Consider the following 21283-nt stretch of genomic DNA (forward strand, 5'->3'; position numbering starts at 1 on the left):
GATGACTGATCACGCTACAGAGCTGGCCAATGGTGCCGCCGAGCTGGGCATAGCCCTGAGTGATACCCAGAGTCGCCAGCTGCTTGAATATCTTGCGCTGCTGCACAAATGGAACAAGGCCTATAATCTCACTGCGGTACGTGACCCGGATGAAATGGTCAGTCGGCATCTGCTTGATAGCTTGAGTATTCTTCCCTTCGTTGACGGTCAGCATTGGCTCGACGTAGGGAGCGGGGGCGGCATGCCCGGGATCATATTGACCATCATGAGACCTGATATTCGTTTCATGCTGCTCGATAGCAACGGCAAGAAAACCCGTTTTCTTACCCAGGTCAAGCTTGAGCTGGGGCTGGAAAATCTGAAGGTGACCCAAGGCAGGGTTGAAGCCTTTCAGACCGATACCGCCTTTGATGGTATTGTTTCCCGAGCTTTCAGTTCGCTGGCGGATTTTACCCAGATGACTCGGCACTTGAGTCACGCTGAAACCCGCTGGCTGGCGATGAAAGGACAATACCCGGAAGAGGAGCTAGCAGCCCTGCCGGTCGATTTCGAAGTGGATCGCAGTAGCCGCTTGACGGTACCTGGTTGCCAGGGGCACCGTCACCTGCTGATACTGCGGCGCCTGGTTCAGGCGGTGAACGGATAGGAGGTCGTTGTGGGCAAGGTATTGGCAATAGCCAACCAGAAGGGCGGTGTCGGCAAGACCACCACCTGCATCAACCTGGCTGCTTCATTGGCAGCAACCAAACGCAAGGTTCTGTTGGTGGATCTCGATCCACAGGGTAACGCTACCATGGGTAGCGGCATCGACAAGGCTGGGCTGGAAAATTCGGTATACGAACTGCTTACCGATCGTTGCGATTTCAAGCAGGCGGTACAGCGCTCGGATAATGGTGGTTATGATCTCTTACCGGCCAACGGTGACCTGACAGCCGCTGAAGTCGAATTGCTGGCAATGAAAATGAAGGAAAGCCGATTGCGCTACGCGCTCGCTTCCGCCCGCAACGACTATGACTTTGTACTCATCGATTGTCCGCCTTCGCTTAACATGCTGACTGTCAATGGACTGGTCGCTGCCGATGCGGTGATCATTCCGATGCAATGTGAGTACTACGCCCTGGAAGGTCTGTCAGCTCTGGTCAATACCATTGAGCGTATCGCGTCAGTGCTCAACCCCAGTTTGCAGATCGAGGGACTACTACGGACCATGTACGATCCGCGCAACAGTCTGACACTCGACGTATCGGCTCAATTGACCAATCACTTTGGTGACAAACTCTACCAAACGGTTATTCCGCGTAATGTGCGTCTGGCCGAGGCACCCAGTTTCGGCATGCCTGCATTGAGCTATGACAAGCAGTCCCGGGGCGCCGTCGCCTATCTTGCCCTGGCAGGTGAGGTGGTGCGGCGCAACAAGCAGGCAGCCCGGGCAGCAGCCCTGGCCAACGCGAACGACTAATCGAAAAAGGACAATAGACGCATGGCGGTCAAGAAACGCGGCTTGGGGCGGGGACTCGATGCATTGCTGGGCCAGCCTGGAAATACCGGGCAGGAAGCAGAAAGCAAGGAACAGCAACTCAAGGATCTGCCGGTTGATCTGATCCAGCGCGGTAAATACCAGCCGCGACGGGACATGGATCCACAGGCACTTGAAGAGTTGGCCAACTCGATCCGCGTCCAGGGCGTCATGCAGCCTATTGTGGTGCGCCCGATTGCCGATGGCCGTTATGAGATCATTGCTGGTGAGCGCCGTTGGCGCGCTACGCAGCAGGCTGGACTTGATACCATTCCAGCGGTAATCCGCGATGTGCCCGACGAAGCTGCCATAGCCATGGCTCTGATCGAGAACATCCAGCGTGAGGACCTCAATCCGATCGAAGAGGGTATCGCCCTCCAGCGCTTGCAGCAGGAGTTCGAATTGACCCAGCAGCAGGTCGCCGACGCGGTGGGTAAGTCTCGCGTCACCATCACCAATTTGTTGCGGCTGATGTCTCTTCCCGATGAGGTCAAATTACTTCTCGAGCGTGGTGACCTGGAAATGGGGCATGCTCGCGCACTGCTAGGCCTTCCTGCCGAGCAGCAGACCCAAGCCGCACGCCAGGTTGTAGCCAAGGGACTGACTGTAAGACAGACCGAAGCACTGGTGCGGCAATGGCTCAACCCCCGCCGTGAGCCCGGTGACACTCGAGTAAACCCCGACATAGAGCGTCTGGAACAGGACCTGGCGGAACGTATTGGCGCCTCTGTCAGCATCCAACACGGGGCCAAGGGCAAGGGCAAGCTGGTAATCAGTTACGGTTCCCTGGACGAGCTCGACGGCGTTCTTATGCACATCAAGTGAGGCCTAACCGGCCAACCTTGGCGGATACCGCGGCATTTGGCCGGTTGCTGTTGAACCTGATCTTTTTTCAACCTATACTCCTCGCGCTATTTTAGCTGGTGTAAATGCACCAGTGTGTTGCACACAGCGACTCGAAAAGAAGCGAGAGGTAATCATTGCGAGGCGGGTGGATGGACGCAAGAACGCCCAACAAAACGCCGTTTCGCCAGTTACCCGCCTTTCCGGTGCTGAGTATGCAATGCGCGGTTGCCTTGATGGCAGCTCTGACCCTGTGGATTTTCCAGGGTTATGTGGCCGGATATTCCGGTTTGCTCGGGGGGCTTGTTGCTCTGCTCCCCAATGCCTATTTTGCCTACCGGGTGTACCGCTACAGCGGAGCCCGGTCGGCGCGGGTCATCGTCAAGGAGTTTTACTCCGGCGAGGCCGGCAAGCTTATTTTGACAGCCGCACTTTTTGTGCTGGTGTGGGTAGGTGTTGAGCCCCTTGAGCCGACCGCGGTTTTTGCCGGTTATCTCGCGGTACTGGCAGTAGGGGCCAGCGCTCTACTCATCGTCCGACGTTTTCAAAAGCATTGAGTTAGAGGCAAATATGGCAACTTCTTCAGCGGATTATATCCAGCACCATTTGCAGAACCTGACTTACGGCAAGCTGCCGGCCGGGTATGAGCGATACGACGGCAGTGTTGTGCAGGAAGCGACGTGGACGCTGGCCAAGAGCGGCGCGGAAGCGACCGATATGGGCTTCATGGCTTTTCACATTGATACCCTGGGTTGGTCGGTATTCATGGGTCTGGTCTTTCTGTTCATCTTCCGTAGCGTTGCCAAAAAGGCTACCGCGGGTATTCCCGGCAAGACCCAGAACGTGGTCGAAATGGTGGTTGAATTCGTCCAGGGTGTGGTGAAGGATACTTTCCACGGCCGCAATGCTCTGGTCGCGCCTCTGGCCCTGACGATTTTTGTCTGGGTATTTTTGATGAACTCGTTGAAGTGGATTCCGGTTGACTACATACCGGGTCTGGCCAAGGCCCTGGGTCTGGAATACTTCAAGATCGTTCCAACAGCAGATCCTAACGGTACTTTTGGTATCTCCCTGGGTGTGTTCATCCTGATTATCTTCTATAGCTTCAAGGTGAAGGGCTTCGGTGGCTTCATCAAGGAACTATCATTCACGCCGTTCAAGCATTGGGCTCTGATTCCCTTCAACCTGTTCCTTGAAATTCTCGGCCTGCTGACCAAGCCGTTGAGCCTGGCGCTACGACTCTTCGGTAACATGTATGCCGGTGAAGTGGTGTTTATTCTGATCGCTCTGTTACCCTTCTACCTCCAGTGGGGGCTGAACGTGCCATGGGCCATCTTCCATATTCTTGTAATTCCGCTGCAGGCCTTCATCTTCATGGTGCTGACTGTGGTGTATCTGAGTGCTGCTCATGAGGATGCTCACTGACGCACTCGAACCGTGTTCAATCAATAACTAACCTTGAACTGCAACCTTGAACTTTAGGAGTAATTATGGAACTCGTAATCATGTCTGCCGCTATCATGATCGGTCTGGGCGCACTGGGTACTGGTATTGGCTTCGCCCTGTTGGGTGGCAAGCTGCTGGAATCTACTGCACGTCAGCCTGAGCTTGGCCCGCAGCTGCAAACCAAGACCTTCCTGATGGCCGGTCTGCTCGACGCCGTGCCGATGATCGGTGTTGGTATCGCGATGTACCTGATCTTCGTTGTTGCCCCTGGCGTTGCCGCTTAATCCAGTTTGATCTTCGGCGAGGCTGCTTCTGGTAAGTGCCTCGCCGAAAAATCATCTGGATCGACACATCCGGGACTCAACGAATAGCACGAGGTAAATCGCTGTGAATATTAATCTGACGCTGTTTGGTCAAACGATTGCCTTCGCTATTTTTGTCTGGTTCACCATGAAGTATGTATGGCCACCGATTACGCAGGCCATGCAGGAACGCCAGAAAAAAATCGCCGAAGGCCTGGATGCGGCTGGCCGCGCCCAGCGTGACCTGGATCTAGCCCAGGAGAAAGCTTCCCAGACCCTGCGTGAGACCAAGGAACAGGCTACTCAGATCATCGAGCAAGCCAACAAGAGTGCCAACCTCATTGTCGAGGAAGCGAAAGACACGGCACGTTCCGAAGGTGAACGCCTGATCACAGCCGCCAAGGCTGAGATCGAACAGGAAGTAAATCGCGCCAAGGATGAACTCCGTGCCCAGGTAGCCGTGCTGGCTGTCAAGGGTGCCGAGCAGATTCTGGAGTCCGAAGTGGATTCCAAGGCACACAGTGAGCTGGTTAACAAACTGGCCGCACAACTCTAAGCGAGGCGAGCGATGGCTACTATCAACACGCTAGCTCGACCTTATGCGAAAGCAGCGTTCGAGTTCGCTTCTTCCGCCAACGCGCTGGATGCCTGGTCGGGCATGCTGGCGTTGGCGGCTGCGGCGGTCGAGGATGAGGCTTTTGCTCAGAGGATGCGCAATCCCGGTTTGACCGATGAGCGCAAGGCGGAAGACCTGCTCATGGTGTGCGAGGGTCATATCGACGAAGGGTTTGGCAATTTTGTCAAAACCCTGGCCGAGCATGACCGTTTGCCCTTGATCCCGGTAATTGCCGAGCTTTATGAGCAACACAAGGCAGAACACGATCGGAGCATAGTGGTCGAGGTGGAATCCGCCTTCGAGCTGAGCGACGATCAACAGAAAACGCTGGCAACCGCATTAACCAAGCGGTTAGACCGGACAGTAACTCCTCATGTGACCATCAACCCGGCCTTGATCGGCGGTGTGTTGATTCGTGCGGGTGACCTGGTCATCGACGGTTCGGTCCGCGGCAAGCTGGATAAGCTGGCCGAGGCGTTGAAATCCTGATTTGAGGGACATGGCATGCAGCAATTGAATCCTTCCGAAATTAGCGAAATTATCAAGCAGCGCATCGAGAAACTCGATGTGTCTTCGCAGGCCCGGAACGTGGGCACCATCGTCAGCGTTTCTGACGGTATCGTGCGCATTCACGGCCTTGCTGATGTGATGTACGGTGAAATGATCGAGTTTCCCGGTGGTGTATACGGTATGGCACTGAACCTGGAGCAGGACTCCGTGGGTTCGGTGGTACTGGGTGACTACCTGGGTCTCGCCGAGGGCATGACCGCCAAATGTACCGGTCGTATTCTTGAAGTCCCTGTAGGTCCGGAATTGCTCGGGCGCGTTGTTGACGCTCTGGGCAACCCGATCGACGGTAAGGGCGTAATCGACGCCAAGTTGACTGACGCAGTCGAGAAAGTGGCGCCGGGCGTGATCTGGCGTAAGTCGGTAGACCAGCCGGTTCAGACCGGCTACAAGTCAATCGACGCCATGATCCCGATCGGCCGTGGCCAGCGTGAGCTGATCATTGGTGACCGTCAGACTGGTAAGACGGCGATTGCGATCGACGCGATCATCAACCAGAAAGATTCCGGTATCAAGTGTGTGTACGTGGCTATCGGTCAGAAGCAGTCGACCATCGCCAACGTGGTGCGTAAGCTGGAAGAGAACGGCGCGATGAGCAACACCATCGTAGTCGCGGCATCGGCTTCCGAGCCGGCAGCCCTGCAGTTCCTGGCTCCCTACGCCGGCTGCACCATGGGTGAGTACTTCCGTGACCGCGGCGAAGATGCACTGATCATCTATGATGACCTGTCCAAGCAAGCTGTGGCTTATCGTCAGATCTCCCTGCTCCTGCGCCGTCCGCCAGGTCGTGAAGCCTATCCCGGTGACGTGTTCTATCTCCACAGTCGTTTGCTGGAGCGTGCATCGCGCATTTCCGAAGACTATGTAGAGAAGCTCACCAACGGTGAAGTCAAAGGCAAGACCGGTTCCCTGACGGCTCTGCCGATCATTGAAACGCTGGCTGGTGACGTATCTGCTTTCGTTCCGACCAACGTGATTTCGATCACTGACGGTCAGATCTTCCTGGAATCCAACCTGTTCAACGCGGGTATCCGTCCGGCCGTAAACGCTGGTGTATCGGTATCTCGTGTAGGTGGTGCAGCGCAGACCAAGATCATCAAGAAGCTGTCCGGTGGTATTCGTACCGCTCTGGCACAGTATCGTGAACTGGCAGCTTTCGCCCAGTTTGCTTCGGACCTCGATGAGGCTACCCGCAAGCAGTTGGAGCACGGTCAGCGCGTTACCGAACTGATGAAGCAGGGCCAGTACGCGCCCATGTCGGTTGCCGAAATGGCTATCGTGTTGTACGCAGCTGAGAAGGGTTTCCTGACCGACGTCGAGATGAACAAGATCGGCTCGTTCGAGAAGGGTCTGCTGGCCTACTTCAAGCGCGACAAGGCTGATCTGGTTGCCAAGATCAATGAGAAGGGCGACTACAACGACGAGATCGAAGCCGGTATCAAGTCTGGCATCGAGAACTTCAAGGCGACCCAGAGCTGGTAAGCCGATTGCGGGGTCTGACATCGTCAGGCTCCGCTTCGTGCGATCTGGCCGCAGGCTAACCTGAAAGGTGAGACATGGCAGGCGCAAAAGAGATACGCGGTAAAATTTCGAGTATCAAGAGTACTCAGAAGATCACCAGCGCCATGGAGAAAGTGGCGGTAAGCAAGATGCGCAAGGCACAACAGCGCATGGCTTCCAGCCGTCCCTACGCTGAGCGTATCCGTCAGGTTATTGGCCATCTGGCCAATGCCAATCCCGAGTATCGTCACCCCTTCATGCAAGAGCGTGAAGTGAAAAGGGTGGGTTACATCGTGGTAAGTACGGATCGTGGTCTGTGCGGGGGCCTGAACACCAACCTGTTCAAGGCTCTTATCACGAACATGAAAGAGTGGCGTGACCGTAACGTCGAAACCGAGTTGTGCGTGATTGGCAGCAAGGGCGCGACGTTCTTCCGTAGCTACGGCGGCAATGTGGTCGCGGCGATCAGCAACCTGGGTGAACAGCCCTCGCTGAACGATCTCATCGGCAGCGTCAAGGTAATGCTTGACGGCTACAACGAGGGTCGTATCGATCGTCTGTATCTGGTCTCCAACGCATTCGTCAACACCATGGTGCAACAGCCCAAGGTGGAGCAGATGATTCCGTTGGTTCCTGCTGACAAAGAGGAACTCAAAGGGCATTGGGACTACGTTTACGAGCCTGACGCCAACGAGCTGCTCGATGGGTTGTTGACCCGTTATATCGAGTCGCAGGTGTATCAGGCAGTGATCGAGAACAACGCCAGCGAGCAGGCGGCACGTATGATCGCGATGAAGAATGCGACTGACAATGCGGGCGATATCATCGACAGCCTGCAGCTTATCTACAACAAGGCTCGTCAGTCAGCGATCACCCAGGAAATTTCGGAAATCGTCGGCGGCGCCGCCGCGGTCTCTTGAGACCCGGCCAGACGATAGCGGTTTCATACCACTTTAGAGGAACCAAACATGAGTAGCGGACGTATCGTTCAAATCATCGGTGCCGTCATCGACGTGGAATTCCCACGCGAAGGCGTGCCGAAGGTGTATGACGCGTTGCTGGTTGACGACAAGGGTCTGACCCTGGAAGTTCAGCAGCAGCTCGGTGATGGCATTGTACGTACCATCGCCATGGGTACCACCGAAGGTGTCAAGCGCGGCCTGACCGTAAGCAGCACCGGCGCAGCCATTTCCGTACCAGTTGGGGTCAAGACCCTGGGCCGGATCATGGACGTGCTGGGTAACCCGATTGATGAAGCCGGCCCGATTGGCGAAGAAGAGCGCTGGGGTATTCACCGCCCTGCACCTTCCTACGCGGAACAGGCCAGCTCTAACGAACTGCTGGAAACCGGCATCAAGGTTATCGACCTGATCTGCCCGTTCGCCAAAGGCGGTAAAGTAGGTCTGTTCGGTGGTGCCGGTGTAGGTAAAACCGTAAACATGATGGAGTTGATCCGTAACATCGCGATCGAGCACAGCGGTTATTCCGTATTCGCCGGTGTTGGTGAGCGTACTCGTGAGGGTAACGACTTCTATCACGAGATGAAGGACTCCAACGTACTGGACAAGGTAGCTCTGGTTTACGGTCAGATGAACGAGCCGCCGGGTAACCGTCTGCGCGTAGCCCTGACTGGTCTGACCATGGCCGAGAAGTTCCGTGACGAGGGTCGTGACGTACTGTTGTTCATTGACAACATCTACCGTTACACCCTGGCCGGTACCGAGGTATCTGCACTGCTGGGTCGTATGCCTTCAGCGGTAGGTTACCAGCCGACTCTGGCCGAGGAGATGGGTGTTCTGCAGGAGCGTATTACCTCCACCAAGCAGGGCTCCATTACCTCGATCCAGGCGGTATACGTACCAGCCGACGACTTGACCGACCCCTCCCCAGCCACCACCTTCGCCCACCTTGACGCGACCGTGGTACTGTCCCGTGATATCGCCTCCCTGGGTATCTACCCTGCGGTTGATCCTCTGGACTCCACTTCCCGTCAGCTGGATCCCCAGGTGATTGGTCAGGAGCACTACGATACCGCTCGCGGCGTACAGTATGTTCTGCAGCGCTACAAAGAGCTGAAGGACATCATCGCGATTCTGGGTATGGACGAATTGTCCGAAGAAGACAAGCAACTGGTAGCCCGCGCTCGTAAGATCCAGCGTTACCTGTCACAGCCCTTCTTCGTTGCCGAAGTCTTTACTGGTGCACCGGGCAAGTACGTTTCGCTCAAGGACACCATCCGTGCCTTCAAGGGCATCTTGGATGGCGAGTTCGACCACCTGCCCGAGCAGGCGTTCTACATGGTCGGCACCATCGATGAAGCCATCGAGAAAGCGAAGAAAATGTAATGCTAGCGCCCGCGCAAGCGGGCGCAGAATCGAGGCAATGAAATGGCTATGACAGTGCACTGCGATATCGTTAGCGCGGAAGAAGAGCTGTTTTCAGGCCTGGTTGAAATGGTCGTCGCACACGGCAATATGGGTGATCTGGGCATTCTGCCAGGTCACACGCCGTTGCTCACCGACCTCAAGCCGGGCCCGGTTCGGGTGATCAAGCAGGATCGCAGCGAAGAGGTGTTCTACATCTCTGGCGGGTTCATCGAGATTCAGCCGAGCATGGTCAAGGTGCTTGCCGACACGGCTATCCGTGCTGGTGACATCGACGAGGCCGCAGCAGTAGAGGCGAAAAAAGCCGCTGAAGCAGCTCTCAGTGACAAGGGTGCCGAGTTTGATTATGGCTCAGCCTCCGCACGTCTTGCCGAGGCCGCAGCCCAGCTGCGTACCGTGCAGGAACTGCGCAAGAAATACGGCGGACCAGCGATCAACAATCGCTGAGTCAGTCGGTAATAAAAAAGGCAGCTTCGGCTGCCTTTTTTTTTAGCCGCAAGCCGCAAGCCCCAAGCCCCAAGCTTCAAGCTTCAAGCAGTCCCGGCGAATCGGGTTCTTTCGCGTTGTCTGCCAGAAAGAGCTTGACGGGGACAAGCGCAACCCCAAACTGTTAACGCTTGCAGCTTGCAGCTTGCAGCTTGCAGCTTGCAGCTTGCAGCTTGCAGCTTGCAGCTTGCAGCTTGCAGCTTGCAGCTTGCAGCTTTGCTATCATCTCCTTACTTTTATCCAGCTATGGTTCCCCTATGATATTGGACATCGTCATTCTCGCTGCCGGACAAGGCACCCGTATGCGCTCTGCGCTTCCCAAGGTTCTTCACCCCGTGGCAGGCAAGCCCATGCTGGGGCACGTCATTGACTGCGCCAGGGCGTTATCGCCACGCCATATTCACGTGGTCATTGGTCATGGCGCGGAGAAGGTACGCGAGACTCTGGGCGCTGACGATCTGAACTGGGTATTGCAGGGTGAGCAGTTGGGTACCGGCCACGCGGTAGCACAGGCGATACCCCATACGAAAGGGGCAGATCAGATACTGGTGCTCTACGGAGATGTACCCCTGCTCAGAAGCAGCACTCTGCGTCGCCTCAGTGAGCAAGCCGGTCAGAACACCCTGGGTCTGCTTACAGTGACCATGGATGACCCTACCGGTTACGGTCGTATCGTGCGCAATCCCGCTGGGGAGGTTCAGTCGATCGTCGAGCAGAAGGATGCCAGCGCTGAGCACCTGCTGATTACCGAGGCCAACACCGGGATCATGGCATTGCCGGGCGCCCACGCGGCAGACTGGCTTAACAGTCTCTCCAACGACAACGCCCAGGGCGAATACTATCTGACCGATGTGGTGGCGCTCGCCGTTGGAAGCAAGACAGGGATCGAGGTCGCGCAGCCAGAGGACGAAGTCGAAGTCATGGGCGCCAACAATCGTCAACAGCTGTCTGTGCTTGAGCGCGCCATCCAGAGCCGCGAAGCGCTGCGACTGATGACAGAAGGTGTCACCCTGGCGGACCCCGGCCGTCTGGATGTGCGCGGAACGGTGACTGTAGGTCGCGATATTTTTCTGGATATCAATGTGGTGCTGGAAGGCCAGGTGACCATCGAGGATAACGTTGAAATCGGGCCGAACTGTGTGATCCGCAACAGTGTGGTACGCAGGGGCACAGTGATCAAGGCGTTCAGCCATCTGGATGGCGCAGAGGTTGGCGATGAATGTGACATCGGACCTTATGCGCGCTTGCGGCCGGGTACCGTCATGGAGCGGGGGGCCAAGGTCGGCAATTTCGTTGAAACCAAGAAGACCACTATAGGCACTGGCTCGAAGATCAATCACTTGTCCTATGTCGGTGATGCCTTGATTGGCGAGCAGGTGAATATTGGCGCGGGCACTATCACCTGCAACTATGATGGCGTGAACAAGTTTGTGACCGAAATAGGCGACCGGGTCTTCATAGGTTCCAATACCGCATTGGTGGCACCTGTCAAAGTGGGAGCCGGTGCCACGACCGGGGCAGGGTCGACAATTACGCAGGACGTACCTGCAGGCGCACTGGCGGTTGCCCGTACCCGCCAGCGTGCCATCGAGAATTGGCAACGTCCGGTAAAAAAAGCCGACTGATTCTGGTCAGTACTCTCTGGTCGGAAATATGACTACACATTTCCCCATGCTGTCCTATAGTCAAGAAATAGGACATGCGGGGGAGACTTGTCATGCTGACGCAACTTTCCAACAGCCTGAGCAAGATGCAGCTGCCATTACGGCTCGCGCTCCAGAATGGTCCCAGTCTGGATCTGGGTCCTGATCCAGCAGTGACTTTGAAGATTCTTGATAGCGGGCTACTGGCGGAACTGACCCACCCGACGCTGGATGTCCTGGGCGAAGCCTATATCGATCGGCGCCTGGAAATACAGGGGCCGATCATGCAGGTGATGGAGATAGCTGACAAACTCAGCATGGCCGCGCCCAGCGACCTCTCCGCATCACCTCTGGAGCGTACCGCCCACGACAAGGCATTAGACGCCGAAGCCATCTCTTATCACTATGACCTTTCCAATGATTTCTATCGACTCTGGCTGGACCCGGAGATGGCCTACTCATGTGGCTACTTTCATAGTTCCCAAGACAGCCTGGCCCAGGCGCAACTGAACAAGTTCGACCACCTGTGTCGCAAATTACGTCTCAAGCCGGGCGAGCGCTTGCTGGATGTGGGCTGTGGTTGGGGCGGTCTCGCTCGTCATGCGGCAAGGCATTACGGCGTTACTGTCTGTGGCATCACCCTAAGCCAGGCTCAGTTGGATCTGGCGCGACAGATGAATGCTCAGGCAGGGCTTTCCGAGATAATTGATCTACAGCTTCAGGATTACCGTGATCTGCCAGGTGAGGAACAATTCGACAAGGTAGTCAGCGTCGGGATGTTTGAACATGTGGGGCATGCGAATCTGGGCGAGTATTTCCGTATTCTGCAGCAGCAGGTCAAGCCTGGGGGGCTTGTCATGAATCATGGCATTACCGCAAAACACACGGATGGGCGACCGGTGGGTCGGGGAGCAGGCACCTTCATTGGCCGGTATGTTTTCCCCCACGGGGAATTGCCGCACCTGGCCACCGCCGTCGCCGAGATGTCGGAGCAGGGACTGGAGGTGGTGGACGTCGAGAGCCTGAGACAGCACTACGCCCTGACGCTGGAGCATTGGAGCAGCAACCTTGAATCCTCGCTGGCACAAGCCAGCACACTGGTTTCTGATAAAGCCCTGCGCATCTGGCGCATCTACCTGGCTGGATGCGCCTATGGCTTTCGCAAGAACTGGATCAATATTCATCAGATTCTGGCAGTCAGGCCGCACGCCGATGGCAGCCATGAGCTCCCGTTGACCCGGGCTGATATCTATTCCTGAAATGCATGCCTGGTGACCTAGCGCATTGGCGGCACTGTGCTACATTGACTGCCTACTGCTTGCAGGTGACGGAGTACCGGGTGACCTTGATACCTCTGACGGAAAAAGACATTCATATTGGCAGCCCCTTGCCTTGGGATCTGATGGATTCTGAAGGGAAGGTATTGATGGAGCAGTCGCGGATCGTCGACAGTCAGCCCCTGCTTGATCAGTTGTTCAAACTGGGTATTTATCGGGCTGCGCCGGAGCGCAATGCCGCAGAAGACAAAAACGCCGAAGGTGATGCGCCTCTGGCCAACGAAATGCAGATATCTACGCTCGCCCAGATACAGTTGGCTCCAGGCGATATGGTGCAATTGCAGACGCTGCATGCCACGCATACCGAGCGCTATCAGGTAAAAATGCTCGGTTTTCATGCGCCAGTCAGCATCATGGTAACCAGCCCCACGGCTCAGGGAAAACTGGTATTTATCAAGGAAGGGCAACAGTTTCTGGTTCGCGGTTTTGTTGGCAAAGACGCTGTCGCCTACAAGACACGGGTTCTCAAATCCAACCTCTCGCCATTTCCCTACCTGCATCTTGCCTATCCCGAATCCGTTCAATCAATGCGTATTCGTGGCTCGGCGAGGGTACCGGTGGAACTGGTTACGTCTGTTGTCGCCCCGCAGGGTAAGGGCGCAGCTAAGATAGTTGATCTGAGCTGGGGTGGCGCGCGAATGTTGTCGCCGCAGTCAGTGGCCGACAAGGACGACGATGTGACACTCTCCTTCCGGATTAACCCATCGGGTCTGGACGTCTATCTGAGTATCAAAGCCAAGGTGCGTGCGGTGAGCAAGGACGAAGGCAACAAGGGTCTGGTGGCGACCGGGGTCGAATTCGTTGATCTTAACGAACAGGATCGGCTCTACCTGACCAACATGGTTTATCAGAATTTGCTGAAAGATAATCTTTGATGAGTTGTTCTCAGAGGGTATACCGCTGGAGAGGTGTGGGAGTCTGGATCTGCGGTCTTGCTCTGCTCTTGAGTGTTTTTGTAGCCAGTGCTGCCGCATCTGTCGAGCGCATTGAGTTGATGCTGGCCGACCAACGCTTTGTAGTCGAGTACGTCGCAGACCCTGACAGCCGTCGGCAGGGATTGATGGGGCGCAAGAACCTGGCCTCCGGTACCGGTATGTTGTTTGACTTCCCGCAAGGCACTCAGCCGGCGATCTGGATGCGCAACATGGTGATCAGTCTGGACCTGTTATATGTTGATGAAACGGGCGAAATAGCGCAGATCTTCCCCAATGTGCCGCCTTGCTCTTCGATGCCGTGCCAGATATACCATGCCGACCAGCCGTTGCGCTTTGTACTTGAGGTGCCAGCTGGCACCGCGCGGAATCTGGGGCTTGAAGAAGGTCAGATACTGGATCTGGGCGATTTGCTCGAAGAACCTGCGCCAAGATGGTAAATCCAGTTTCTCAGGGGTTAACGCCCGGTGATACCAATTCGCTCGACTCTCGAGGGGGCTCTTGCCAGGTTCCTTCACTGATTCTTTCACAATAGGCCTTCAGTACCGGCGCATCTGTGGCATCACTGTAATAGTGAATCGATTGCTCATAGGCGACACCCTGGGCTTTCGCTCCTTCGCATATTCCGTAAGCCCCAGTTGGGCACTGGTCCATAAAATCGATATTGAAGGTCCGGTCGGAAATCTGTGGCTGACAAAAGCTGCTGGAAAATAGGGTATCTGGAATACTGATGTTCTGCTGACACATTCGAATCGGCAATTCAGCATCGCTCGAGGTAATCAAGCAGGCCTGCTGGGCTAAAGCCTGTGTGCCGATGGCGCAGAGCATCATTGATATAAAGGCCTTACGCAGTTTCATGGCAGCTCCCTCTGGCTATGGGTAGACGGTGTTGCAACGGTGGCACGCAGGGCAGACTCCAGCTCATGGCCATCGAATGGGCTGCTTGAAATCAGCTCGAGACGATTGTCACGACGCCATGCACTGGGGTGCCAAACCGGCTTATCTCCGGCCACTGCATTGAAGGACATCCAGCCGTCAGTGGTATGCAGTACGCCCTTGGCACGATGGCAGGAGAATCGATCCAACCAGGAACGCACTTCATCAAGATGAAATATCTGATGGGGGTGAATTACCCAGCCAATGCTGTGCTGATCTGTCTGTTGATGTCTATGACAGTGCCAGTCATCAACGTTACGCCAGAGTTTGCCCGGGGGCAGCGTTGCGTCGGGCAACTGAGGACTGAAACCGTGCCCGGTAAATGTCACAGAGACGGGCAGTTGCGAGAGGTCCAGTACGCCCTGGACGGCACAGACTGTGGGTACCGGGCGTACTTTCAGTATCAGTGCCGTGCATTGCTCGGATGTCAGCTCTTCGGTTTTATTCAGAACCGCAAGCCCGGCACTTTCCAGGGCCAGTTGCTGGGGCTCACTCAGCTTCCCGTCTGCCAGGAGCCGGGGCGCATCGATCACCATGATCAACGGTTGCAACGCCAATACGCTCTGCCATGGGTCGGCAGCCAATTGACGCATCAGAGCCTGCGGATGCCCCAGCCCGGACGCCTCGATAAATAGCCGGTGCGGTCGGGCACGACGTAAAAGCCTGTTCAGCCCGACCTGAAAAGGTACACCATTAACGCAGCACAGGCAGCCGCCAGGGATTTCTGCGAGCTGCACCCCAGCAGCGTCGGTATGCAACAAAGCCGCGTCTATGCCGATCTGACCGAATTCGTTGATCAGGACAGCCCAGCGCTCATGCGCCGGACGTTGTGCCAGTAGACTCCGAATTAATGATGTCTTGCCAGCACCCAGAGGACCAGCGATCAGGTGGGTGGCCACGTGCTCAATTTTGGAAGAAATAGTCATCAGGCAAGCATACCGCCAGGTCGCGGGCAGTTCCACGTGGAACCGAAGATGACCGATCAGTTCAGACGTTGTCCGAAGGATTCCTGAACGTTGTCCGGGCTACCGCCTGGGAAAGGATGGGGAGCCAGCTCGATATGTCGGAGCCGGGGCCCGTACAACTCGACATACCCATGGTAACGACGCTCGCCGGTGACGGTAAATTCGAATCCGTAGCGGCGTACCAGGGCAAAGCGCAAACCTTTGCTGCGACCTATCCGTACCTTGTTCAGATAGATACTTTCATCCAGCAACTGTACGTCAGCCTGGCGGCAATGCTGCCTGACCAGCGCCAGTGCCCGATCGCGCAACCCCAGAGTGCGCCATAACCAGAAACCGATAGCGACGGCCAGAATCAAAAGGCCAGCATGACGAAGATCGAACATCGAGCCACTTCCTCGGGAAATACAGAGCGTCAAGCCTAGCACAGTTGTCGGTTTTGCCTGTCGTGTCTGGGCGGGCCGATAGGGCCCCGGTCAGATACCGGTAGCACCCTCGGGGGTGTTGGCTGTCCAGAGTACAACACGGTTGCGTCCGCTCGTTTTTGCCGCGTACAGTGCCTGGTCTGCCCGCTTGAACAAGCTCTCCATGGTGTCTCCAGGCTCCCAGCCCGCCAGACCGGCACTGACCTGTAAGCTGAAGGGCTCGCCAGCATGTTCCAGGATCAGCCCATTCACTGCTTCTCGCAACCGCTCAAGCAACTGCATGGAAGCAGTCGTGTCGGTCTCGGCCAGTAGCAGAACAAACTCTTCGCCTCCGAAACGCGCGAAGATATCTCCTTCACGCAAGACCGCGCGGCACAGATCGGCGAAACGCTGGAGCGCCTGATCGCCGGCAAGATGTCCATGGTTGTCGTTGATAAGCTTGAAGTGGTCCAGATCCAGTATGGCAAAACTCAACGGGCGCTTATAGCGGGTCGCCCGTTTGATTGCCAATTGGGCCTCGGCGTTGAAAGCGCGGCGATTGAGAGCGCCAGTCAGGGAATCCTGGGTAGCCAGCAGAAGCAGCTGCTCTTCCAGTGCCTTGCGATGGCTCACATCGCGGATTTCAACGACCAGATCATCGCTTTTCTCGCCCAGGGGCGCGATGCTGATTTCCGCGGGAAAGTGTTGACCGTTGGCATGCACAGCGTCCACATCCAGTTGGCTGGCATGGGTACGAGACAAGTGCTTCTGGATCAGGTCGTGGCTGCTTTCGGGAAACAGGGCCAAAACCGATTGGTGAACCAGACGATCCCTCGACAGACCACTAAGCTGTTCCAGGCGTAGATTGGCGTCCTGGATCAGACCGGCTTTTACAATCATGACTGCCGAGGTAGAGGCGCCCAGTAAGCGTTCGAAGCGCATTGCACTGTTACGCGCCTGCTCGGCGTGTTGCTGGCTGTTGGCAAGAATGCGTTGCATGGTCATCAGCGTGACGCCGATAAACCCCATGACCAGCGCGGGAATGGCGAAGTTGTATGGCAACAAATAGCTGAACGACTCATAGGGGTTGACGTAGGGCGCGCCGTGCCACCAGTCGTGGTAACCCAGGTATCCGCGCAGTAGCGTAACGATCGAATATATCAACAAACTGAAGCCTACCAGCAGGCGGGCGGGCCGGGTGGCAGGATCGGACTTTTCGCGCAATAAAAGCACTATCGCCTGGACAGGCAGCAGCCCGGCAATCGTCGAATAGATACCCATCAGAAAATCCGAATTGCCTTCATACATCCAGTAGTGGATGTTGAACAGGACCATCAGGCTGACGCTAAGTGGCACTATCCACCAGGGCAACGGGCGGCCCATGAAACGGAAAATACCCAGGAGGAAGAGCGCCTCACCCGCCAGCTGACCGGCGTTGCCAAGCACATTCAACGTCGGGCTACCGGTGAGAATGAACCCGATAAACAGGATGATCCCACCGATCAGGGACCAACTGCCGGCCATCCAGAATCCGGGGCCGGAGTAAGGCCGAGACATGTGCCACAGGGCAGTTGCTGCAATCGCTACGGCAACCAGTAGACATAATCCCAGGAGCATGGGGGAGTAGTACAACAAAAGGCGTCGTCCTGCTATTGATCAAGGTTCGAGTATAGCCGGTGATGGGGGGTGTTGTATGTGCGATCAGGCCTTGGCTGTGGGCTGTTTCTCGACCACCAGAACCTGGATGCAACCCGCTTGTGGATAGTGCCAACGCACGTTCAGATCCCAGAAACGGACACCGTATTCCCGTTCTGGCCCCGGCTGTTGATAGGCTGGTTTGGGGTCCTGAGCCAGGCATTGCTCGATCAGCTCGATAACCGGTTGCTGCAGGCGCAGTGCGTGTTCTCTCGCAGATTGCCAGGCAGCCGGTTTCCAGGCGACCGGCACCAGGGCGGGTGCACTACTCGCCATATCGTTGCGGGCATCTGCTACATGGTCGGCGTAGGGTACATAGGGCTTGATATCCAGTATCGGTGTGCCATCGAGCAAGTCTATGCCCGAAATCAACAGCTTTCCCGGCTCTACGGCGTCCAGGCGAACCACTGATTGGCCCAAGGGATTAGGCCGGTGGGTCGACCGGCTGGCAAAAACCCCTACACGCTGATTACCGCCCAGACGAGGAGGTCGCACCCGCAGGTAATCGGGACCCGAAGGGGCTGCGTGAAACACAAATAGCAGCCACAGATGGCTGACATGTTCCAGTCCTGCCAGCGCTTCGGGTTTGTCATAGGGGGCCAACAGCTCGATCACACCGCGCGCGGCAGCGGCCAGGCTGGGCTGCCGGGGTATGGCAAACTTTTCGTGGAAACACGAATGCACCACGCCTACGGGCTCGAAGCTATAGGCCATGCTTTAACCCAGCGACAATGGAGGTATCGAATCGGGATGGTCGGGAACAACGAAATGGCTCCCGCCCTCGATCTCGATCACCTGAAGACTCTCCGCCTGTTGGGCGCTTGCGCGCATGGCATCGGTTTGCAACACCCGATCCTTACCTGGAACCAGAATGGCTCCACGCTTTACATGTCGGTAGATCTCACTTCCGGTTGCGTCCATCCAGCCTGCCATGTCCTTAAGATTGGTGACCATGGTGGAGCAGTGCCGTGGATTAAATGGCAGACCCATGATCAGCTCCCGTTTACGGGAGTCGTCCAGTGGGCCCCAGATGGCGCGATTGCGTGCAGAAATCGGTTGCTGCTGCCACATCGGCAGGTAAAAAGGCACAAACCAGCGCGCCAGGGGGGGCATCGGGGCATATGGCTTGCCCTGGGGCAGTACGGGGGCCTCCAGAATAACTTCAATGTTCTCGAACAATGCAGGCTGTTGCCGTGCCGCTTCCAGGGTAACGGCTCCTCCTCTAGAGTGGCCATGGACCCGGACATTGTCGGTAGTAACCAGATTGCGCAGTGCCAAATTCATAACTTCGGCATCATAGGCGATGGTACCTGGGGCCGTATCTGGAACTCTGCTCCAGGCTGGCACACCGGGACGGCAATCGAGTACGGGGACGTGATAGTCCGCGCTGGTAATCAGAATCAACTCGATGGCCGGGTCTTCGTAATACGCGGTGAAGTACAGAAAATTCTCCATGAAACCCGGCATCACAACGACACTTGCGCTGGGTGGCTGCCCGCTCGTTCTGCGCGTTATGCTGGCCTGTCCTACCGTAAATACCTCTCCCTTGAAGGAGGTTGCCTGCTGCTGGGGGATCTCGCGTCTCAGCAGCCAGCGCCGCAAGTACACAACAACCAATATTGCCAGGCCAACCAAACCGATTAGCGATTCCATCTGAACAACTCCATCAGAATTCCCTGTGACCATGTGGTCACGACCTCTAGCATAACGGAATGCCGGTAATCGTGACCCACCCGTAAGGGCGATGGCCAAAGGCTATTTCACTCGCCGTCGTAGGTCCATACCCTGTCGGCAGTAAAACGGTAACTGGCATCTGCGAGCTCGTTACTGGTCTGGTCTATCAGCAGGTTGCCGCTGATCCAGAAGGGCTCGTAGATATCCTCGATCGCGATGCCCTGGGGGTATTCCACCAGAATTATCTGGTTGGGCGGCGGGGGTGGAACATGGATGCACGCACCGGCGTATGGCACCAGGAAGAAGCTGGTGTAGAGTCCGCGCTCATTGCTTTCCAGTGGCACAGGATAACCGGCAATACGCAGTTGCTGGTTATTCAGTTCTGTAACCACGTTTGTAGAGTACATGACGTCGGGCAGGCTTCGGTCGCGCTGGCGCAGCCCGGTACTGAAATCGCCGGGGGCCTCCTCACTGACGTCATGCCCGATCTCGGGCATATCCAGCATCGCTTGATAGTCTTCCTCCGGCAGGAGATCGAGCCAGTCAACGGTTTGAGGGGTCGCATGGACCGTGGCTGACAGGCTGAGGCATAGAGCGATGAATAGAGGCAGGCGCATAATGATACTCAGGAGCGAGAGGGTATTGGCGGGCCGGGAATGCTTCCCGCAAAAGGAATATCCCGCAGTGCACGCGCTTTACAAAGACCGGATTTTTACAGGTCCCGCTGGGCAAAGCTAGCTGGCGTCAGGACTGTTCGTCCTGCAGGAAACGGCCAAGGCGCTGCCGCAGATAGGTATTTTCTGCCCTGAGTTGCTGTACCTCCTCAAGCAGACCAAGCACCAGAGGCATGTCGCTCCAATCAACAGCAAGGTCGTGACATATGCGTTCTGCCTTGTGAACAAGGCTGACGCTGGTGCTGTCAAATTCCCACTCTTCGGGACCTTGACCGGTCCTGGGGTTGAGAATCCCTTCAGTAACGAGCTGAAGCAACTGGTCTTCGCTGATGCTCACACACTGACGCAGCTCTGCAAAGTTGATATGTACATGGGTCACGGTGCTCATCATGCCTGGCTCCATTCTGCTCGCGGGTCGAAACCGGCTTTATCAGCTAGCTGTGCCCACAGTTTGCGCGTGGCTTCGTCTGTCTGGCGAGGCATGACCACCTTCAGCACTGCGAAGAGGTCGCCAGGGCCACTCTTGCCTACCAGCCCTTTGCCCTTTATACGCAGGCGCTGTCCAGATTGACTGTCCGGCCGGATGGTCAACTGGATTTTGCCAACCAGTGTCGGGATTGTGACCTTGGTTCCAAGGGCCGCCTCCCAGGGAGCCAGTGGCACGGTAATCACCAGATTATGCCCCTCCACATCGAACAGCGGGTGCGGTACCAGCCTTATGTGCAGGTACAGGTCACCATTAGCTGCATTGCCGCTGCCAGGCGCGCCCTGGCCCTTGAGGCGAATACGCTCGCCATCGCGCACTCCCGCAGGAATCTTTACCTTCAGGGACTTCTTGAGCTCCTGCATGCGGCCCTGCTCGTCACGGTATGGCAGCATGAACTCGACTGGCTTGCTGGTGTTTTCGAGTGTTTCTTCCAGAAACACCGGCATTTCAATTTCCACATCACGCCCTTTCTGAGCAAATCGGTTGTCGTCAAAGGGCGTTTGGCGTGCACCTGCAGAGCCAAACATGGACTCGAAAAAGTCCGCAAAATCCTGATTTGTCTCGCGGGAACCGGAGGCACCCGGTGGTGCGCCGCTGTAATGCTGTCGCTGCTGCCGAGCCTGGCGCAACTCATCGTACTCGGCGCGCTTCTCGACGCTGTGCAATACCTCGTAGGCCTCGGCCACTTCCTTGAATTTCTCTTCCGCGCCGGCAAGACTGCTGACATCCGGATGATACTGGCGTGCCAGCTTGCGATAAGCCGTTTTGATTGTCTTATCGTCCGCATCGGGTTGCACACCCAGCGTGGCGTAGTAATCCTTGAAATCCATAAGGGGCCCGTTTTTTTCGATGAGGCAGGCTGCCTGCATCTGGCAACTG

Annotated in this window: 25 protein-coding genes; 16 read left to right on the top strand and 9 right to left on the bottom strand. The window is 56.3% G+C overall.

All coding sequences use genetic code 11. The features are described 5' to 3' along the window. Nucleotide 1 precedes the first annotated feature (1 nt). From rsmG to IEV54_RS06190, 16 genes are all read left to right on the top strand, one after another. A complete protein-coding gene (gene rsmG / locus IEV54_RS06115) occupies nt 2-646 on the top strand; it encodes a 16S rRNA (guanine(527)-N(7))-methyltransferase RsmG (RefSeq protein WP_150276444.1) in 645 nt (214 codons plus the stop codon). Between the two features lie 9 nt (nt 647-655). After that, complete coding sequence (locus IEV54_RS06120; RefSeq protein ID WP_150276445.1) at nt 656-1459, top strand: ParA family protein; 804 nt, start codon at nt 656-658, stop codon at nt 1457-1459. 21 nt (nt 1460-1480) lie between these two features. After that, on the top strand, nt 1481-2341 hold the full coding sequence (locus tag IEV54_RS06125; RefSeq protein ID WP_150276446.1) for a ParB/RepB/Spo0J family partition protein: 861 nt from the start codon (nt 1481-1483) through the stop codon (nt 2339-2341). A 170-nt stretch (nt 2342-2511) separates the two neighbouring features. Next, nucleotides 2512-2916 carry a F0F1 ATP synthase subunit I gene (locus IEV54_RS06130; protein ID WP_150276447.1) on the top strand — a complete coding sequence of 135 codons (405 nt, stop codon included), beginning with the start codon at nt 2512-2514 and terminating at the stop codon, nt 2914-2916. Nucleotides 2917-2929: 13 nt separating this feature from the next. Then, a complete protein-coding gene (gene atpB, locus IEV54_RS06135) occupies nt 2930-3784 on the top strand; it encodes a F0F1 ATP synthase subunit A (RefSeq protein WP_150276448.1) in 855 nt (284 codons plus the stop codon). 65 nt (nt 3785-3849) lie between these two features. Then, nucleotides 3850-4089, top strand: a complete 240-nt coding sequence (gene atpE, locus IEV54_RS06140; protein ID WP_150276449.1) for a F0F1 ATP synthase subunit C — start codon at nt 3850-3852, stop codon at nt 4087-4089. Between the two features lie 103 nt (nt 4090-4192). Next, the gene (locus IEV54_RS06145) at nt 4193-4663 is read left to right on the top strand and encodes a F0F1 ATP synthase subunit B (RefSeq protein ID WP_150276450.1); all 471 of its coding nucleotides are present in this window, start codon (nt 4193-4195) and stop codon (nt 4661-4663) included. 12 nt (nt 4664-4675) lie between these two features. Further along, complete coding sequence (locus IEV54_RS06150) at nt 4676-5212, top strand: F0F1 ATP synthase subunit delta (RefSeq protein WP_150276451.1); 537 nt, start codon at nt 4676-4678, stop codon at nt 5210-5212. 15 nt (nt 5213-5227) lie between these two features. Beyond that, complete coding sequence (atpA, locus tag IEV54_RS06155; protein ID WP_150276452.1) at nt 5228-6772, top strand: F0F1 ATP synthase subunit alpha; 1545 nt, start codon at nt 5228-5230, stop codon at nt 6770-6772. A 74-nt stretch (nt 6773-6846) separates the two neighbouring features. Then, the gene (atpG, locus tag IEV54_RS06160; RefSeq protein ID WP_150276453.1) at nt 6847-7710 is read left to right on the top strand and encodes a F0F1 ATP synthase subunit gamma; all 864 of its coding nucleotides are present in this window, start codon (nt 6847-6849) and stop codon (nt 7708-7710) included. A 48-nt stretch (nt 7711-7758) separates the two neighbouring features. After that, on the top strand, nt 7759-9135 hold the full coding sequence (gene atpD, locus IEV54_RS06165) for a F0F1 ATP synthase subunit beta (protein ID WP_150276454.1): 1377 nt from the start codon (nt 7759-7761) through the stop codon (nt 9133-9135). A 42-nt stretch (nt 9136-9177) separates the two neighbouring features. After that, nucleotides 9178-9621: a F0F1 ATP synthase subunit epsilon gene (locus IEV54_RS06170; RefSeq protein ID WP_150276455.1), complete on the top strand. Its 444-nt coding sequence runs from the start codon at nt 9178-9180 to the stop codon at nt 9619-9621. 296 nt (nt 9622-9917) lie between these two features. Further along, on the top strand, nt 9918-11285 hold the full coding sequence (glmU, locus tag IEV54_RS06175; RefSeq protein WP_150276456.1) for a bifunctional UDP-N-acetylglucosamine diphosphorylase/glucosamine-1-phosphate N-acetyltransferase GlmU: 1368 nt from the start codon (nt 9918-9920) through the stop codon (nt 11283-11285). 92 nt (nt 11286-11377) lie between these two features. Further along, nucleotides 11378-12562, top strand: a complete 1185-nt coding sequence (cfaB, locus tag IEV54_RS06180; protein WP_150276457.1) for a C17 cyclopropane fatty acid synthase CfaB — start codon at nt 11378-11380, stop codon at nt 12560-12562. A gap of 80 nt (nt 12563-12642) precedes the next feature. After that, the gene (locus tag IEV54_RS06185) at nt 12643-13515 is read left to right on the top strand and encodes a flagellar brake protein (RefSeq protein WP_188434339.1); all 873 of its coding nucleotides are present in this window, start codon (nt 12643-12645) and stop codon (nt 13513-13515) included. A gap of 35 nt (nt 13516-13550) precedes the next feature. Further along, nucleotides 13551-14012, top strand: coding sequence for a DUF192 domain-containing protein (locus IEV54_RS06190; RefSeq protein WP_188434340.1), 462 nt, complete (start codon nt 13551-13553; stop codon nt 14010-14012). A 10-nt stretch (nt 14013-14022) separates the two neighbouring features. Here the strand turns inward: IEV54_RS06190 and IEV54_RS06195 are convergent, their stop codons facing one another. The 9 genes from IEV54_RS06195 to cbpA all read right to left on the bottom strand — a co-directional run bounded on the left by IEV54_RS06195 (nt 14023) and on the right by cbpA (nt 21234). Beyond that, nucleotides 14023-14430, bottom strand: coding sequence for an NADH:ubiquinone oxidoreductase (locus IEV54_RS06195; protein ID WP_150276460.1), 408 nt, complete (start codon nt 14428-14430; stop codon nt 14023-14025). Beyond that, nucleotides 14427-15434, bottom strand: coding sequence for a CobW family GTP-binding protein (locus tag IEV54_RS06200; RefSeq protein WP_150276461.1), 1008 nt, complete (start codon nt 15432-15434; stop codon nt 14427-14429). Before IEV54_RS06200 ends, IEV54_RS06195 begins: the two co-directional genes overlap by 4 nt. A 56-nt stretch (nt 15435-15490) precedes the next feature. Next, on the bottom strand, nt 15491-15856 hold the full coding sequence (locus tag IEV54_RS06205; RefSeq protein ID WP_150276462.1) for a DUF3301 domain-containing protein: 366 nt from the start codon (nt 15854-15856) through the stop codon (nt 15491-15493). Between the two features lie 90 nt (nt 15857-15946). Continuing rightward, nucleotides 15947-17398 carry a GGDEF domain-containing protein gene (locus IEV54_RS06210; protein ID WP_188434341.1) on the bottom strand — a complete coding sequence of 484 codons (1452 nt, stop codon included), beginning with the start codon at nt 17396-17398 and terminating at the stop codon, nt 15947-15949. 177 nt (nt 17399-17575) lie between these two features. Continuing rightward, entirely contained in the window at nt 17576-18283 is a 708-nt protein-coding gene (tsaA, locus tag IEV54_RS06215; RefSeq protein WP_150276464.1) for a tRNA (N6-threonylcarbamoyladenosine(37)-N6)-methyltransferase TrmO, read from the bottom strand. 3 nt (nt 18284-18286) lie between these two features. After that, nucleotides 18287-19222 (bottom strand): alpha/beta hydrolase, encoded by a 936-nt coding sequence (locus tag IEV54_RS06220; protein WP_188434342.1) that lies wholly within the window; start codon nt 19220-19222, stop codon nt 18287-18289. A 107-nt stretch (nt 19223-19329) separates the two neighbouring features. After that, nucleotides 19330-19860 carry a DUF3299 domain-containing protein gene (locus IEV54_RS06225; RefSeq protein ID WP_150276466.1) on the bottom strand — a complete coding sequence of 177 codons (531 nt, stop codon included), beginning with the start codon at nt 19858-19860 and terminating at the stop codon, nt 19330-19332. A gap of 127 nt (nt 19861-19987) precedes the next feature. Further along, the gene (locus IEV54_RS06230; protein WP_223825355.1) at nt 19988-20308 is read right to left on the bottom strand and encodes a chaperone modulator CbpM; all 321 of its coding nucleotides are present in this window, start codon (nt 20306-20308) and stop codon (nt 19988-19990) included. Beyond that, a complete protein-coding gene (gene cbpA, locus IEV54_RS06235; protein WP_150276723.1) occupies nt 20305-21234 on the bottom strand; it encodes a curved DNA-binding protein in 930 nt (309 codons plus the stop codon). Before cbpA ends, IEV54_RS06230 begins: the two co-directional genes overlap by 4 nt. Between the last annotated feature and the right edge of the window lie 49 nt (nt 21235-21283).

The organism is Halopseudomonas salina, from assembly GCF_014637955.1.
GTDB lineage: Bacteria > Pseudomonadota > Gammaproteobacteria > Pseudomonadales > Pseudomonadaceae > Halopseudomonas > Halopseudomonas salina.